General features: G+C 64.5%; 12 protein-coding genes and 1 tRNA gene. 7 read left to right on the top strand and 6 right to left on the bottom strand.

What is annotated here, in order from left to right; genetic code table 11:
* Nucleotides 1–186 precede the first annotated feature (186 nt).
* The 6 genes from rho to argS form a co-directional block, all read right to left on the bottom strand.
* Complete coding sequence (gene rho / locus ASH04_RS07675) at nucleotides 187–2,334, bottom strand: transcription termination factor Rho (RefSeq protein WP_235579962.1); 2,148 nt, start codon at nucleotides 2,332–2,334, stop codon at nucleotides 187–189.
* Nucleotides 2,335–2,644: 310 nt separating this feature from the next.
* The gene (gene thrB, locus ASH04_RS07670; protein ID WP_057473214.1) at nucleotides 2,645–3,577 is read right to left on the bottom strand and encodes a homoserine kinase; all 933 of its coding nucleotides are present in this window, start codon (nucleotides 3,575–3,577) and stop codon (nucleotides 2,645–2,647) included.
* 19 nt (nucleotides 3,578–3,596) lie between these two features.
* The gene (thrC, locus tag ASH04_RS07665; RefSeq protein WP_027497914.1) at nucleotides 3,597–4,664 is read right to left on the bottom strand and encodes a threonine synthase; all 1,068 of its coding nucleotides are present in this window, start codon (nucleotides 4,662–4,664) and stop codon (nucleotides 3,597–3,599) included.
* Nucleotides 4,661–5,962: a homoserine dehydrogenase gene (locus ASH04_RS07660; RefSeq protein WP_027497915.1), complete on the bottom strand. Its 1,302-nt coding sequence runs from the start codon at nucleotides 5,960–5,962 to the stop codon at nucleotides 4,661–4,663. The genes thrC and ASH04_RS07660 overlap by 4 nt, the downstream gene beginning before the upstream one ends.
* A complete protein-coding gene (gene lysA / locus ASH04_RS07655) occupies nucleotides 5,959–7,380 on the bottom strand; it encodes a diaminopimelate decarboxylase (RefSeq protein WP_027497916.1) in 1,422 nt (473 codons plus the stop codon). The genes ASH04_RS07660 and lysA overlap by 4 nt, the downstream gene beginning before the upstream one ends.
* Nucleotides 7,377–9,029 carry an arginine--tRNA ligase gene (gene argS, locus ASH04_RS07650; RefSeq protein WP_032373974.1) on the bottom strand — a complete coding sequence of 551 codons (1,653 nt, stop codon included), beginning with the start codon at nucleotides 9,027–9,029 and terminating at the stop codon, nucleotides 7,377–7,379. The genes lysA and argS overlap by 4 nt, the downstream gene beginning before the upstream one ends.
* A gap of 232 nt (nucleotides 9,030–9,261) precedes the next feature.
* Between argS and ASH04_RS07645 the strand changes: the two genes are divergently transcribed.
* From ASH04_RS07645 to ASH04_RS07610, 7 genes are all read left to right on the top strand, one after another.
* A complete protein-coding gene (locus tag ASH04_RS07645) occupies nucleotides 9,262–10,167 on the top strand; it encodes a DUF3105 domain-containing protein (protein ID WP_057473213.1) in 906 nt (301 codons plus the stop codon).
* The gene (locus ASH04_RS07640; RefSeq protein ID WP_057473212.1) at nucleotides 10,167–10,883 is read left to right on the top strand and encodes a DUF305 domain-containing protein; all 717 of its coding nucleotides are present in this window, start codon (nucleotides 10,167–10,169) and stop codon (nucleotides 10,881–10,883) included. The genes ASH04_RS07645 and ASH04_RS07640 overlap by 1 nt, the downstream gene beginning before the upstream one ends.
* Nucleotides 10,884–10,952: 69 nt before the next feature.
* A tRNA-Arg gene (locus ASH04_RS07635) sits at nucleotides 10,953–11,025 on the top strand.
* Nucleotides 11,026–11,085: 60 nt separating this feature from the next.
* Complete coding sequence (locus tag ASH04_RS07630; protein WP_057473211.1) at nucleotides 11,086–12,000, top strand: hypothetical protein; 915 nt, start codon at nucleotides 11,086–11,088, stop codon at nucleotides 11,998–12,000.
* A gap of 14 nt (nucleotides 12,001–12,014) precedes the next feature.
* On the top strand, nucleotides 12,015–12,602 hold the full coding sequence (locus ASH04_RS07625) for a class I SAM-dependent DNA methyltransferase (protein WP_057473210.1): 588 nt from the start codon (nucleotides 12,015–12,017) through the stop codon (nucleotides 12,600–12,602).
* Between the two features lie 497 nt (nucleotides 12,603–13,099).
* Nucleotides 13,100–13,378, top strand: coding sequence for a hypothetical protein (locus ASH04_RS07615; protein ID WP_156394500.1), 279 nt, complete (start codon nucleotides 13,100–13,102; stop codon nucleotides 13,376–13,378).
* Entirely contained in the window at nucleotides 13,375–14,583 is a 1,209-nt protein-coding gene (locus ASH04_RS07610; protein WP_057473208.1) for a DUF6575 domain-containing protein, read from the top strand. The genes ASH04_RS07615 and ASH04_RS07610 overlap by 4 nt, the downstream gene beginning before the upstream one ends.
* Nucleotides 14,584–15,140: the final 557 nt, after the last annotated feature.

Here is a 15,140-nt window from a genome sequence, read left to right as displayed (position 1 = left end):
TCTTTGTAATGGTCGCCGGGTCGCCTTCGCTGATCGAAGACGTGAACCGGAACCGGACTCGGCCGTTGATTATGCCAGAGCGTGTATCTGCCCTGCTAATCGTCGGTACTTCTGTGCCGACAGATGCTTACAACGCGGGCACCTGCCCTCTTGTTCCCCGGACCCTCGGACCCGGGGAACACAGGATCAATCGTTGATGCCGCCGGGAGCGGTCTTCGAAACTTCCATCAGGAATTCGAGGTTGTTCTTGCTCTTCTTCAGGCGATCGACCAGCAGGTCGATGGCCTGATGCGAGTCGAGACCGGACAACACGCGACGCAGCTTGTGCACCACGGCCGCCTCGTCCGGAGCGAGAAGAAGCTCGTCGTGACGGGTGCTGGACGGGTTGATGTCCACCGCGGGGAACACCCGACGCTCGGCGATCTTGCGATCGAGCTTGAGCTCGGCGTTACCGGTGCCCTTGAACTCCTCGAAGATCACGGTGTCGCCGGTGGATCCGGTCTCGACCATGGCCGTGGCGATGATCGTCAGCGAACCACCGTGCTCGATGTTTCGTGCCGCGCCGAGGAATCGCTTGGGCGGGTACAGCGCGGTCGAGTCGACACCACCGGAGAGGATGCGGCCCGAAGCAGGCGAGCTGTTGTTGTACGCGCGGCCCAGACGGGTGATCGAGTCGAGCAGGACAACCACGTCCTGGCCGGCCTCGACCAGACGCTTGGCACGCTCGATCGCCAGCTCGGCGACCGCCGTGTGGTCACCCGGCGGACGGTCGAAGGTCGAGGCGATGACCTCGCCCTTGACCGAGCGCTGCATGTCGGTCACTTCCTCGGGACGCTCGTCGACGAGGATGACCATCAGGTAGCACTCGGGGTTGTTGATGGCGATCGCGTTGGCGATGGCCTGCAGAACGCTCGTCTTACCGGCCTTCGGGGGGCTGACGATCAACGCGCGCTGACCCTTACCGATGGGCATCACCAGGTCGATGATGCGCGTGGTCAGGATGTTCTGCTGGGTCTCGAGGCGCAGCCGCTGGTTGGGGTACAGCGGGGTGAGCTTGCCGAACTCCGGACGCTTGCGCGCGGCCTCGACCTCTCCCCCGTTGACGGTATCCAGACGCACCAGCGGGTTGAACTTCTGACGCTGACCCGACTGCTCACCCTCACGTGCCACCCGAACGGCACCGGTGACGGCGTCGCCGCGGCGAAGGCCGTTCTTGCGCACCAGGTTCATCGACACGTAGACGTCGTTCGGTCCGGCCAGGTAACCCGAGGTGCGAACGAACGCGTAGTTGTCGAGAACGTCGAGAATGCCGGCTACCGGCTGGAGAACATCGTCCTCGCGGATCTCGGTGTCGCGCTCGCGACCGCCACCGCCCTCGTTGCCCTCGCCGCGGTCGCGTCCACGACGACGCTCACGGAACCGTCGACCCCTGCGACCGCGGCCTTCGCCGTCGTCGTCCTGGTTGTTGTCACGGTTGTCGCGCGGGCCGTTGTTGCGGTCCTCGTTGCGATTGTCGTTCCGGTTGTCGTTGCGGCCGTCGCCTTGATTGCGATTGCGTCCGCCACGGTCGTTCTGATTGCGGTTGCCGTTCTCACGGTTGGAGTCGCGGTTCGAGTTGTCCCGGTCGCCCTGGTTGCGGCCCGCATTGTCGCGATTGCCGCCGTCCCGGTCCCCCTGGTTGCGATCGCCCTGGTTGCGATGGCCCTGGTTGCGGTCGTTCTGGTTGCGGTTGCCGTTGTCGGTGTCACGCGGTTCGCGCTCGGCACCGTCCTGGCGGTTGCGCTCGCCGCGGCTACGACGTAGGCGCTCCGCTGCGGCGTTCTCGCCGGAATCGTCCTGCTTGTCGGTGGTCTCCGCTGCAGCGGTCGACTCCGCGGTAGCGGGGGCCGATGCGGCCGTGTCGCCGCTGCCGTCCAGTGGCAACTGGTCGGGCGCACCTGCGCGGCGACCCGCGGCGCGGCGGCCCCGGGTGCGACGTCCGGCCTCGGGTGCTGCGTCCGACGTGTCGGCGGCCGTCGCAGGCTCGGGAGCAGTGTGGATTGCGGGTCGTTCGTCGGCAACCGGTGCCGACGCAGCAGCGCGTCGAGCCTTGGGAGCGTCGGCCTTCGGTGCATCGCTCTTCGGCGCATCGGACTTCGGCGCAGCGGACTTGGCCGGCGCGGTGCCCGATTGACGCTCGGTGATGGCCGCGATCAGATCGCCCTTGCGCATGCCGGAGATGCTCTTGATGCCGAGTTCGCCAGCGAGGCTGCGTAGCTCGGTGAGAACCATTCCGGACAGGCCGGCGCGACGGCGTGACGTTTCGGGCGCAGAGATGAGTTCCGTATCGGTCACGGAGGTCCTTTCCTTCCCTCGCTCGCTCGATGCGCAGCCGAGGGTTCGTTCCGCAGCTCGGCTTTCTGCCGAACTCGGATATTGCCGTTCATGTTCGACGCACTCCGCCGACGACACCATCGGTCCGAGACCGCAGCGAACTACGGGAAGGACCGAGCCAGGAGCGTCACATCACTCGGACGTTCTGAACTCCCCCGAATACAGTGACCTGATTGCCCTGACGAAACCGGCGTCTGAAGCGCACGATGTACGGACAGGGTTCACCATAGCGTCGTTGTCCTCGCTCGGCAAGAACCCTATTCGGTGTCGGTCATGCGACAGTGACTCCGTCGGCCACCTCGAGGTCGAGAACTCGCCATCCCTCGGCCAGCGCAGCGTCGCGCAGATCGGCCGGGAATTCTTCGGTGCACAGGGCCATGACGGTAGGGCCTGCTCCCGACACCACCGCGGCGATCGAGCGGGCGCGCAACGTCGCGATCCACCGAGTGGTGTCGGGCAGCGCCTGTGCCCGCTGGCCCTGATGCAATAGATCCTCGGTGGCAGCCATCAGCAGATCCGGACGCTCGGTCAATGCGACGACGGCGAGCGCACCGCGACTGACGTTGAAGGCGGCGTCGCGGTGCGGCACCAGCTCCGGCAGCAATCCCCGCGTGTGCGAGGTCGAGGAGCGCTCGGACGGCACGAGCACGACGACCTTGATGCTGGGATGTACGTCCAGGCGCACGGCGGCGTACTTGCGTGCCGTCACACTGGCATTGGGCGGTTCGCTCCACGACACGACGGCACCGCCGAGGCAACTCGCCGACGCGTTGTCGGGGTGCCCCTCGAACTCGGACGACAACTGCACCAACTGACTGTCCGACAGCGACAGCGCGGGGTCCACCTTCGACGCAAGTGCATTGGCCGCGGCGAGCCCGCCGACCACTGCCGAGGCCGAGGATCCGAGACCTCTCGAATGCGGAATGACGTTGCGGCAGTGGACATTCAATCCATCTGCCCATACTCCGGCCGCTTCCAGACCCCGTTCGATGGCCCGCACGACCAGGTGCGTCGGCCCCCACGGAACGTCCGCCGACCCCTCACCGTCGACGTGGATCGACAGGCCGGACGCCGTGGTCGTGACCTCGATCTCGTCGTACAAGCCCAAAGCCATTCCGAGACTGTCGAATCCGGGGCCTATGTTGGCACTGGAGGCCGGCACACGCGCGGTCACCGTGAGCCCGATGGGAAGCGTCTTCGTCATTGCCGGAGATTCCGTCAACTCAGGCCAGCTCGAGCGCAGCCGCAACAGCGACGGGATCGACCGAAATCGGTTCCACGACAGGCATTCCCGACAGTGCGGTGTCGGGATCCTTGAGACCGTTGCCGGTCACCGTGCAGACAACGGTCAGGCCCGGCTCCAGCCAACCTTCCTTTCGAGCCGCCAACAGTCCGGCGACGCTGGCCGCGGAGGCCGGTTCGACGAACACGCCCTCGGTCTTCGCGATCAACCGGTACGCCTCGAGGATCTCCTCGTCGGTCGCGGCCCGGAATGCCCCGTTCGATTCTTCCTTGGCATTGACGGCACCGTTCCAGGATGCGGGTGAGCCGATCCGGATTGCGGTCGCGATCGTTTCCGGGTCCTTCACGGGCGCACCGTGAACCAGAGGAGCGGCACCCGCGGCCTGCACGCCGAGCATCCGCGGCTTGCGGGTGGTGAGGCCGTCGCGGAAGTACTCGGAGTACCCGCGCCAGTACGCGGTGATGTTGCCCGCGTTGCCGACCGGTAGAGCATGGATGTCGGGTGCATCGCCGAGGGCGTCGCAGATCTCGAACGCCGCGGTCTTCTGCCCCTCGATACGCACGGGGTTGACGGAGTTGACCAGACCGATCGTCGGGAACTCGGCCGTGGTCTTGCGCGCCAGTTCGAGGCAGTCGTCGAAGTTGCCCTGGACCTGAATGATCTTCGCGCCGTGCATGACTGCCTGAGCCAGCTTGCCCATCGCGATCTTGCCCTGCGGAACCAGTACGGCACAGGACATGCCGGCCTTGGCCGCGTAGGCCGCAGCGGACGCCGAGGTGTTGCCGGTGGACGCGCACAGCACTGCTTCTTGCCCACGGGCGAGCGCGTCGGTGACGGCCATGGTCATGCCGCGGTCCTTGAACGAGCCGGTGGGGTTGAGTCCCTCGACCTTCAGGTGCACTGTGCAGCCGGTCAATTCGGACAGGTGCCCGGCGGGCAGCAGCGGGGTGCCGCCCTCGCGCAGGGTGACGGTCTTCCAGTCGGGACCGATCGCCAGACGCGAGCGGTACGCCTCGATCAGACCGGGCCAGGGGGTGTGGACGCTCATACTGTGGTGCCTTCCAATCTGAGAACGCTGGCGACGTGGACGACCACGTCCAACTGCTCGAGGGATGCAACGGTGTCGGACAGTGCGGAATCGGCCGCGAGGTGCGTGACCACGACGAGCCTGGCCCCGTCACCCGCGCCGTGCTGGCGCACGGTGGAGATGCTGACGTCGCGCTTGGAGAATTCGGCGGCCACGGTAGCGAGAACGCCGGGCTTGTCGGCCACCTGCATGCTGACGTAGTACCGGGTGAGGATGTCACCCATCGGGGCCACCTTGAGCTTGGCGTACTTGGACTCGAGTGGGCCGCGGCCTCCGTAGAACTTGTTGCGCGCGGCCATCACCAGGTCGCCGAGCACAGCGGACGCCGTCGGCGCGCCGCCCGCACCCTGGCCGTAGAACATCAACCGGCCTGCGGCCTCGGCCTCGACGACGACGGCGTTGAACGCGCCGTTCACCGACGCCAACGGGTGATCGAGCGGAACGAGTGCCGGGTAGACCCGGGCCGAGATGCGCTCCTTGCCCTTGGGCGTGGTGATGCGCTCGCAGATGGCCAGCAATTTGATGGTGCAGTCGAGAGACTTCGCGGTCTCGAGGTCGTCTGCAGTGATCTTGCTGATGCCCTCGCGGTAGACGTCGCCGGCCGTGACCCGAGTGTGGAACGCGATCGAGGCGAGGATGGCCGCCTTGGACGCGGCGTCGTAGCCCTCGACATCGGCGGTCGGATCGGCCTCGGCGTATCCCAGTCGCCCTGCCTCGGCGAGGGTTTCGGCGTAGTCCGCACCGGTCTCGTCCATGGCCGACAGGATGAAGTTGGTGGTGCCGTTGACGATGCCCGCGACCTTGTTCACGCGGTCGCCTGCCAACGACTGCATCAACGGCCGCACCACCGGAATGGCTCCGGCGACAGCTGCCTCGAAATACAGATCGGCGCGCGACTTCTCGGCCGCGTCGGCCAACTCTCCGGTGTATTCGGCGAGCAGGGCCTTGTTCGCAGTGATGACGGACTTGCCGTTCTCGAGCGCCGACAACACCAGCTTGCGTGGGATGTCGATACCGCCGAGCACCTCGACGACGATGTCGACGTCGTCGCGACCGACCAATTCGGCCGGGTCGTCGGTGAGCAGCTCGGCCGGTACTCCTCGATCGCCGTCGATCCGACGTACCGCGATTCCCCGAATCTCCAGTGGCGCACCGATTCTGGCCTCGAAGTCCGCTGCATTCTCGGTGATGATCCGGACGACCTCGCTACCGACGTTTCCGAGTCCGAGTACGGCGACGCCTATCGGCTTCGATGTCATGGCTGAACCTCCAAGCTGAGCAGATCTTCGATGGTTTCCCGCCGCAGGATCAGGCGCGAACGCCCGTCCTTGACCGCGACCACAGCGGGCCGCGTCAGCAGGTTGTAGCGGCTGGACATGGAGTAGCAATAAGCGCCGGTGGCTGCGACGGCGAGCAGATCACCGGGCCCGACGTCGGCCGGCATCCACGTGTTCTTGATAACGATATCGCCGCTCTCACAGTGCTTTCCGACCACGCGAGCCATCACGGCGTCGGCGTCGCTGGTACGCGAGACCAAGCGGCAGTCGTACTCGGCCTGATACAGCGACGTACGAATGTTGTCGCTCATACCGCCGTCGACACTGATGTACCGCCTGCGGGTGGCGTTGTCGACGGTGACGTCCTTGACGGTGCCCACCTCGTAGAGCGTCACGGTGCCCGGACCGGCGATGGCTCGACCCGGCTCGACGGCAATGGTCGGAACCGGCAAACCGGCCGCGGCCGACTCCGTCTCGACGATGCTCGCCAGCTTGGCCGCCAATTGGTCGACGGGCGGCGGATCGTCACTCGGTACGTACGAAATACCCATGCCGCCACCGAGATCGAGCGTCGAGATCTGCGAGGTCTTGTCCACGCCGAACTCGGCGACGATGTCGCGCAGCAGCCCGATGACCTTGTGCGCAGCCAGCTCGAAACCGTCGACCTCGAAGATCTGCGAGCCGATGTGACTGTGCAGCCCCACGAGACGAAGGTTGTCTGCGGCGAACACCCGACGGACGGCTTCGATCGCCGAGCCGTCGGCGAGCGAGAAGCCGAACTTCTGATCCTCGTGGGCGGTCGCGATGAACTCGTGCGTGTGTGCCTCGACGCCGACGGTGATACGAATCAGCACGTCCTGCACCACACCGGCCGAACCGGCCACGGCGTCGAGACGGTCGATCTCGATATTGGAGTCGAGTACGACGTGCTCGACTCCGGCACTCACTCCGGCCTCGAGCTCGGCCACGGATTTGTTGTTGCCGTGCATCGCAATTCGATCCGCCGGGAATCCGGCAGCAAGGGCGATGGCCAGCTCACCGCCCGAGCAGATGTCGAGCGAGAGACCCTCGTCGGCCACCCAACGAGCGATCTCTCCACACAGAAATGCCTTGGAGGCGTAGTGAACTCGTTCGGGTGCTCCGAACGCAGCGGCCATCTCGCGGCAGCGTGCGCGGAAGTCGTCCTCGTCCACGACGAACAGTGGGGTGCCGTACTGCGCCGCGAGGTCGGTGACCGACACCCCCGCGAGCCGAACCGTGCCGTCGTCGCCGCGTGCCGCGTTGCGTGGCCACACCTGTTCGGGAAGCGTCGTCATGTCCGACGCGGCGCTCGGACGCTCGGACATCGACTGCTTGGCTGGGGCATCGGCGTGCTTGGGCCCTGCCGGATGTGCGCTCACATGCGCTCCGGTGCGCTGACACCGAGCAGTTCGAGGCCGTTGGCCAGAACCTGCCGGGTTGCGTTGCCCAATGCCAGTCGTGCGGTGTTCACAGGTCCGGGCTCCTCGTCTCCTTGGGGAAGTACTCGACACGCGCCGTAGAACCGGTGGTAGGCCCCCGCCAGTTCTTCGAGGTAGCGGGCGATCCGGTGTGGTTCGCGTAGTTCGGCGGCACTGGCCACCACCCGCGGGTACTCGCCGATCGTCCTGATCAACTCGCCCTCCTGCTCGTGCGTCAGCAGGCTCAGATCGGGATCTTCGGCCGAGATCCCCAGTTCGGCGGCATTGCGCGCGAGCGATGCCAACCGGGCGTGGGCGTACTGGACGTAGTACACCGGGTTCTCGTTGCTGGCGCTGGCCCACAGGGCGAGGTCGATGTCGATGCTCGAGTCGACGGACGACCGGATCATGACGTAGCGCGACGCGTCGACGCCGATGGCTTCGACCAGATCGTCGAGCGTGATGACGGTGCCTGCCCGCTTGCTCATCTTCACCGCGACGCCGTCGCGAACGAGGTTGACCATCTGCCCGATCAGTACCTCGACGGTCTCGGGGTCGTCGCCGAATGCAGCGGCGGCGGCCTTGAGTCGACCGATGTAACCGTGGTGGTCTGCCCCGAGCATGTAGATGCACAGGTCGAAACCGCGCTGCCGCTTGTTCTGGAAGTACGCGATGTCGCCTGCAATGTAGGCAGCATTACCGTCGCTCTTGATGACGACGCGATCCTTGTCGTCGCCGTACTCGGTGGACCGAAGCCACCATGCACCGTCTTCCTCGTACAGGCTCCCCGAGCCCTTGAGGTAGTCGACCGATTTTTCGACGGCACCGGACTCGAAGAGTGAGTTCTCGTGGAAGTAGACGTCGAAATCGACACCGAATTCGTGCAGGTTGGCCTTGATGCGGTCGAACATCAGCTGGGTACCGATCGACCGGAAGATCTCGTCCTGCGCCTCGGGTGCCAGCGCCAGCGCTTCGGGCTCCTTCGCCAGCACCTGCTGTGCGATCTCGGCGATGTACTCGCCCGCATAGCCGTTCTCCGGTGCCGGCTCTCCCTTGGCCGCGGCGATGAGCGACCGGCTGAAGCGATCGATCTGAGCGCCGTGATCGTTGAAGTAGTACTCGCGAGTGACCTCGGCTCCGTGCGCGGTCAGGATGCGTCCGAGGGCATCGCCGACGGCAGCCCATCGGGTTCCACCGAGGTGCACCGGTCCGGTGGGGTTGGCCGAGACGAACTCGAGGTTGACCTTCTTGCCTGCCATCGAGGATCCGTTGCCGAACTCGGCACCGGCGGCCAGCACGCGGGCAACGATCTCGCCCTGCGCTGCGGCAGCCAGCCTGATGTTCAGAAAGCCGGGGCCCGCGACGTCGGCACTGGCGATCGCGGCGTCGGCCGCGAGCGCCTCGGCGAGCCAGCCGGCGAAATCACGGGGATTGGCTCCGGCCTTCTTCGCCACCTGCAGCGCCACGTTGGTGGCGTAGTCACCGTGCTCGGGATTGCGGGGACGCTCGACCGTGAGCTTCGCAGGGAGAACGGATGCGTCCAGGCCGCGGTCGGCAAGCACCTTGGCGGCGGTCGCGTGAAGCAATTCGGCAAGATCGGCGGGAGTCACAGGTAGCCATCCTATTGGCTGGTGTGCGGCATACTCGCATCCACTGCCCGTCCGAGCGCGGGGCCACCTGGCCGATGCGGTCCACACGGGCTCTGAGCACGCTCTCAGACAGAGAACGTACAGTAGGGGCGCTCTGCGCGGACGACCGTCGAGCACGGCCGTCACCAGCAGATACGTACCACCAGCGCTACCGACCACCCACTTTTCCTCGACTGAGAGAGCAACCACAGCGATGCCAACGGGTCCCGACAAAGGCAGTCAGAACAAGTCGGCTGCGAAGGCAGACAAAGCCATCAGTGCAGCCAACAAGAAGTCAGCTCGCAAGAAGCAGGGCGGTGTCCCCGCCGCCAAGGGCAGACAGATTCCCTGGCTGACGGTTGCCGGTGTCGTTGTGGTCGTCGGACTCGTCGTGGGCCTCGGGGTCAACCTCTACCCCAAGTACCAGGACCGCGCCGAGGCGCAGAAATTCGCGCCCAGCGAGAGCAATCAGGATCCGTCGACGGGAATCGACGGCGTCACCATCAAGGAATACCCGGCAGCCCTGCACGTCGGGCGCGCGCAACGCGTCGCCTACGACCAGACGCCGCCGTTCGGCGGACCGCACGATGCGGTGTGGGCCACTTGCACCGGCATCGTCTACCCCGAGGCCATCCGCACCGAGAACGCCGTGCACTCCCTCGAACACGGAGCGGTCTGGGTGACGTACAACCCCGACGACCTGAACGAAGACCAGATTCAGTCCCTCGCCGACCGCGTCGACGGGGAAACGCAGATGATGATGTCGCCGTACCCGGGCCTCGACACTCCCGTCTCGCTGCAGTCCTGGGGTCACCAGCTCAAGCTCGACAGCGTCGACGACGAGCGCATCGGTCAGTTCATCTCGGCTCTGCGCCTCAATCGATTCGCCTACCCGGAGGTCGGTGCCAGCTGCGCATCCGTGCCCGGAGTCGGTGACAACGCGTTCGATCCCGACAACCCGCCGCTGTTCGACGCTTCGGCCCCGGGTGCGGACGCCGTTCCGATGGACGGCGCAGGCATCACTCCCGACGCCAGCGAGACCAGCGGCGCAGGCGGAATGCCGAGCGGCCTGCCCGGCGGAGCACAGCTGCCCAGCGATCTCCAGGTGCCCGCGAGCTGATGACCGAATCGACAGTCGACTCGGTCGACGGCGTCCCCGAAACCAAGCGGAGCCAGCGCACTGCGCTGGTCGCCTTGGCCGTGATCGCCGTGCTGGCGATCGGATTCGCGCTGGGCTTCCTGGCGCAGAATCCGTTCCGCAACGGTGACAACTCCCCCGCAGCAGATTCGGTCGACGTCGGATTTGCCCAGGACATGACGGTGCACCACAACCAGGCCATCGAAATGGCCGCGGTCGCGTTGACCAACGCGCCCGATCAGGCCGTCAAGAGCCTGGCGTTCGACATGCTCACCTCGCAACAGAATCAGGTGGGCCAGATGCAGGGCTGGCTCGCATTGTGGGACCGCGCGCCGATCTCGACCGACGGCTACATGACCTGGATGACGACCGACGACTCTCACGGCCATTCGATGGGCGGCATGTCGATGGAACCGGGATCCTCCGATCCCACCAGGGCCATGCCCGGCATGGCCAGCTCCGCGGAGCTCGCCGCACTACGCCAAGCGACCGGAACCGACGTCGACGTCATGTTCTTGCAGCTGATGCTGCGTCACCACGAGGGCGGACTGGCGATGATGGAATACGCCCAGACACACGCGCAGTCTCCTGCGGTGATCAACCTGGCGAAGTCCATGGTCGCAACGCAGACGAGTGAGTCGACTCTGATGAAGCAGATGCTCGCGGCGAAGGGTGCGCAGCCGCTGCCCGAGGGGTGATTTCGACTCGCGTCGCACATGCGCTAGTCTTTCGTACAGCCCAACAGGCACGCCGGCTGAAGCCGGTGCGCCCCCGTAGCTCAGGGGATAGAGCGTTCGCCTCCGGAGCGAAAGGCCGCAGGTTCGAATCCTGCCGGGGGCACACATCTTTCACGCATGTCACTTCTCCGAGGTGACTGCTCGAACGAGACGGACTGTTCACATGTCCGAGGATCTCCCCGATATCGACACCGTCATCGACGACCTGTATTCACTGGCACCCGCCGACTTCGTGTCGCACCGATCGGCGTATGTGACCCGGTTCAAGAAGGCCGGAGACAGGTCCGGTGCCACTCGTATCGGCGGACTCCGTAAACCCACTGTCGTGGCCTGGTTGGTGAACACACTCGCTCGTCAGGACGAATCCGCGGTCGCCGAGTTGTTCGACCTCGGTGCCGAACTCGAACGGGCTCAGCAACGCGGCGACGGTCATCGACTGCGTGAGTTGTCCACCGCTCGAAGCGCTTCGATACGCGCGCTCACCGATCGAGCCGTGGCATTGGGTCGCGAACGTGGCGTGACCGTCGGCGACAACGCGGCGCGCGAGGTTTCCAACACCCTCAATGCCGCAATGGCCGATCCGGAGATCCGCGACCGGGTTCGTGCGGGCCGAACGGTGGTGGCCGAGACATACAGCGGCTTCGGCCCCGCGCTGCTCTCGCTCGTTCCGGATCCTCCCGAGACCGAGACCGAGGACGACGGCGAACCGGACATTGCCGATGACGTGCCCGAGTCCGCAGCGGAATCCGATGCCGAGAACGAAGCCGAGCGGCTGCGCCAGGCCGAACATGATCGGCTGGTCGCCGAACTCGACTCTGCCGAAATCGCATTCGATGCCGCACGTGATGCGGCCGACGCTGCCGACCAGGGCACAGAGCGCGCTGCGTCCGAACGACGCAGCGCGACAGCAGAAGTCGAGAGACTCGAAGCCGAGCTGGAGGCCGCGAGAGCCACAGCGAAGGCAGCGCGGGCCGCGGAGAGAAAAAGCGTCGAACAGGCAGAGTCGACGGCGGAGGCGCTCGAGGCCGCCCGGACACGCGTGGCCGAAGCCCGGTCGGCCCTCGACGAACCGAGCTGACCTACCCTGGCGGTATGACCACGCGCTGGCAAGCCGAGAACTCCGCCGACGACTCCGCCCGGTACATCGAGCGATTCGATCGTCTGGCCGAACGCGGCGTGGATCTGCACGGTGAGGCCCGCATGGTCGACGCGGTGGTCTCCCCCGCGTCGGACATTCTCGACGCCGGCTGCGGTACGGGCAGACTCGGTGCCGAACTGGCGCGACGTGGCCACCACGTCACCGCCGTGGATCTCGATCCGATTCTGGTCGAGAAGGCGCGTAGTCACCCCGAACTCGACGTGCATCTCGCGGATCTGACCACGCTCGAGTTGAATCGCACGTTCGACGCGGTCGTCGCGGCCGGCAACGTGTTGGTTTTTCTGAAGCCCGGCACCGAACGCGCTGCGCTCGAACGCATCTGGGCACATCTGAACGACGGCGGAGTGTTCGTCACCGGCTTCGCCACCGACCGGGCATACGCAGCCGACGAACTCCACGAGGATCTCACTGCCGTCGGATTTTTCGTCGAACATCGATTCTCCACCTGGGACCTGCGGCCCTGGCGCGCCGAAGCGGACTGGGCCGTCACCGTGGCACGAAAGCCTGATCTACTTGCCTGAAACGAATCGAGACAGAATGAATCGAGACCGGCCGTTCCCGGACGGCCTCGATGGTGGAGCGAGCGACGGGATTCGAACCCGTGTAAACGGCTTTGCAGCCCGGTTCAGATACCCCGCGCGCCAGTACTGCATGCCGCATAAGCCCAGACCAGACCAGGAGCGTTGCCGCTAGGCCTCAAGCGAGGTGACTGACGGTCGGTACCTCCGCTGTACCTCCAGAACGAACAGCGGAATACGCGCCACCGCCCAAGGCTGATGATCTCAATCTGGCTACCGAATCCCGCATATGTCGAAGCGAACCGTAGGGTATGCCCAAACATGCTTCAGCAGGCGCAGCTTGTCGGTGGCATGAGCCACACTACGAGAATGATTTGGAGAGTAAGTTGCCGGACTGGCCCCCTCACTTCCCTGAGTCGTGCCCGCCTGAGGACGCCCAGCCCACTGGCGGAAGCTTTTACCGGTTGGTCAAAGCCGACCCCGCCACTTCCGGGGACTTCGTGAGCAACCTGCGCCTCCAACAGTTGGGCATCAGCAACAAGAAACGCAAGTGGTCAGACGAATGTGTCGCGGCAGCCCTAAGCGTATTTACGGACCTTAAAGACGCTGAAGCAACGCGCGCTGCCTTCGGACAGACCATCGGAGAAGTGATTGCCTACGGCGATATCACCGGCGATGGAGTTATGAAGCACACCCCGTCGAAGACCAACGGAAGTCATCACTCCTGGTGGCTGCCAATCGAGAGCCGACCTGAACTATATTTCCGGACAGTCGCATGAACTGGCTGCCAAGACAGACCGATCTAGGTCGCCTGACACTCGACGACACATTCGTATTTTACGATGGCCCCCGCGTCTTCACCGCGCGCTCAACAACCGATCAGATTTTCCTAGCGGGATGGGCCGAGGAAGGTGAGCACGCCGACCTGTGGCTGTACGTTCCGATATCGCAGGCAAGATTAAATCTCGTCCGCTCGGGCGGTGTAACACTGCGATCTGCATACCTGAATCCCGAGGGTTACCTGTACCTCGTTTCTCTCCCGGACGACGAAAGCGAACAGGACGATGCTCGCAAGATAGAAACTGACCAAGTGCAGGAATCATGGTTACCTGCGGCTGATTATCGTCTCAATATAAGCACCCATACAGTACCTGAGGCGGCGTCTGCCTCGGAGATTACTAGGCTCGTTTTTTCCGAGAATCGAACGCGCCTGCGCATCAAGCTAGACCACAACGAAATGTTTCGGACCGAAGCACCCAGCCGACAGGTTGGCGAGATCCTAATCCTTACCCAGAAACTTCTGGATAACGTCGGGTTCGCGCTCGACGCTGATGAAGTATCCAAGATCGGTCGGATCCCAACCGAAGTAATCAAGCAGACTGCCAGTGACGTGGTCGGACTAAGGGCAGCAAGTTTCGTCATGGAGCTTGCCGCAAGCTCTTTCGACGACCTGCTCGGCGATTCGCTCTTCGCTAACTCAACGAAAACGATACTTGAACTTCTCGATCCCGAACTACGGTCCGAATCTATTTCGACAGGATTGTTGGCATTGGGGCCTCGTCCAGCCAAGAGTTTCCGGCGCTTTGTCAAGGGGCTCGCAGATTCAGGCGCTGACGTCCAGCTGGCGGCGGCAGGAACTAATTTCAAATACATCAATAGAGAACTTCCTACGGAGCGATTAGAACTTCTCATGACCATCCTGAATCGGATCGTCCCCGACGACGACGTGACCGAGATACGTGAACGAATGGAGTTGTTCGCGTATGACTCCGAACGCGGAACATTTGGGTTGCAGACCCGAGACGGGATCCGTTACGAAGGCAAGGTGGAGTCGCGTGCGCAAGCCAGCCACCCTACTATCGACAACCGATACGACGTAGTAATCCTGGCCACCCAAGTACTCGATGAAGTAGTTGGTGAGATCAAAGTGACCTATGCTCTGAGCCAACTAATACCAGCTGCTGAGGAAGAACCACCGCATTAGCCTGCGCGTATCGGTAACACGATGTCCGCATGGATCAATTGGCCTATGGCTCCGAGAGCCGCCATCGCGTCTGTGTGGTCGTCCTCGAAGATCTGCGCGTACACGCCTAACGTCACGTTCGTGTTGGCGTGCCCCATGAACCCCGAGAGCTTAAACGGCGCGATCCCGGCCGCGATGCACAGACTGGCGTAGGTGTGCCGTAGCGAGTGGGTCTCAAGTTGAGCAACAGCTTTGCGCCGTTAAGGTTTGCCCGCAGCAACGCAGGCCGGTACACCGCACCGTAGAAGTTGCGGTGCACCAGGCGGACGGTCCAATCAAGCACCAGGCGCGCTTCGGCCTGGGTGACTGTGGCGGTTGCAGCCTGTTCCGCTGGCGACATCTGCGAGCCATCCGCCTGGGTGGGCGCGGCCTTCCCTGTCGGCCTGGTGGGGCGCAGGCTGCATGCGGGAAACAGCGAGGCTTCCACTCCGTCGGCCCGGCGGTGCAACGACAGATGGTCCCGGAGCACCGCGCAGGTGGCGGGAATCAGCGGTACCCGGCGACGGCTCCCCCGCGTC

It is taken from the genome of Rhodococcus sp. Leaf233 (assembly GCF_001426165.1).
In the GTDB taxonomy this organism is placed as follows: domain Bacteria; phylum Actinomycetota; class Actinomycetes; order Mycobacteriales; family Mycobacteriaceae; genus Rhodococcoides; species Rhodococcoides fascians.
The sequence above is the reverse complement of the archived record's forward strand: the minus strand, read 5'-3'. Positions and strand labels throughout refer to the sequence as shown.

Excerpts from the sequence above, each read along its gene's own strand:
- thrB (WP_057473214.1), bottom strand. The coding sequence starts at position 3,577 with ATGACGAAGACGCTTCCCATCGGGCTCACGGTGACCGCGCGTGTGCCG.
- thrC (WP_027497914.1), bottom strand. The coding sequence starts at position 4,664 with ATGAGCGTCCACACCCCCTGGCCCGGTCTGATCGAGGCGTACCGCTCG.
- ASH04_RS07660 (WP_027497915.1), bottom strand. The coding sequence starts at position 5,962 with ATGACATCGAAGCCGATAGGCGTCGCCGTACTCGGACTCGGAAACGTC.
- ASH04_RS07645 (WP_057473213.1), top strand. The coding sequence starts at position 9,262 with ATGCCAACGGGTCCCGACAAAGGCAGTCAGAACAAGTCGGCTGCGAAG.
- ASH04_RS07640 (WP_057473212.1), top strand. The coding sequence starts at position 10,167 with ATGACCGAATCGACAGTCGACTCGGTCGACGGCGTCCCCGAAACCAAG.
- ASH04_RS07630 (WP_057473211.1), top strand. The coding sequence starts at position 11,086 with ATGTCCGAGGATCTCCCCGATATCGACACCGTCATCGACGACCTGTAT.
- ASH04_RS07625 (WP_057473210.1), top strand. The coding sequence starts at position 12,015 with ATGACCACGCGCTGGCAAGCCGAGAACTCCGCCGACGACTCCGCCCGG.
- ASH04_RS07610 (WP_057473208.1), top strand. The coding sequence starts at position 13,375 with ATGAACTGGCTGCCAAGACAGACCGATCTAGGTCGCCTGACACTCGAC.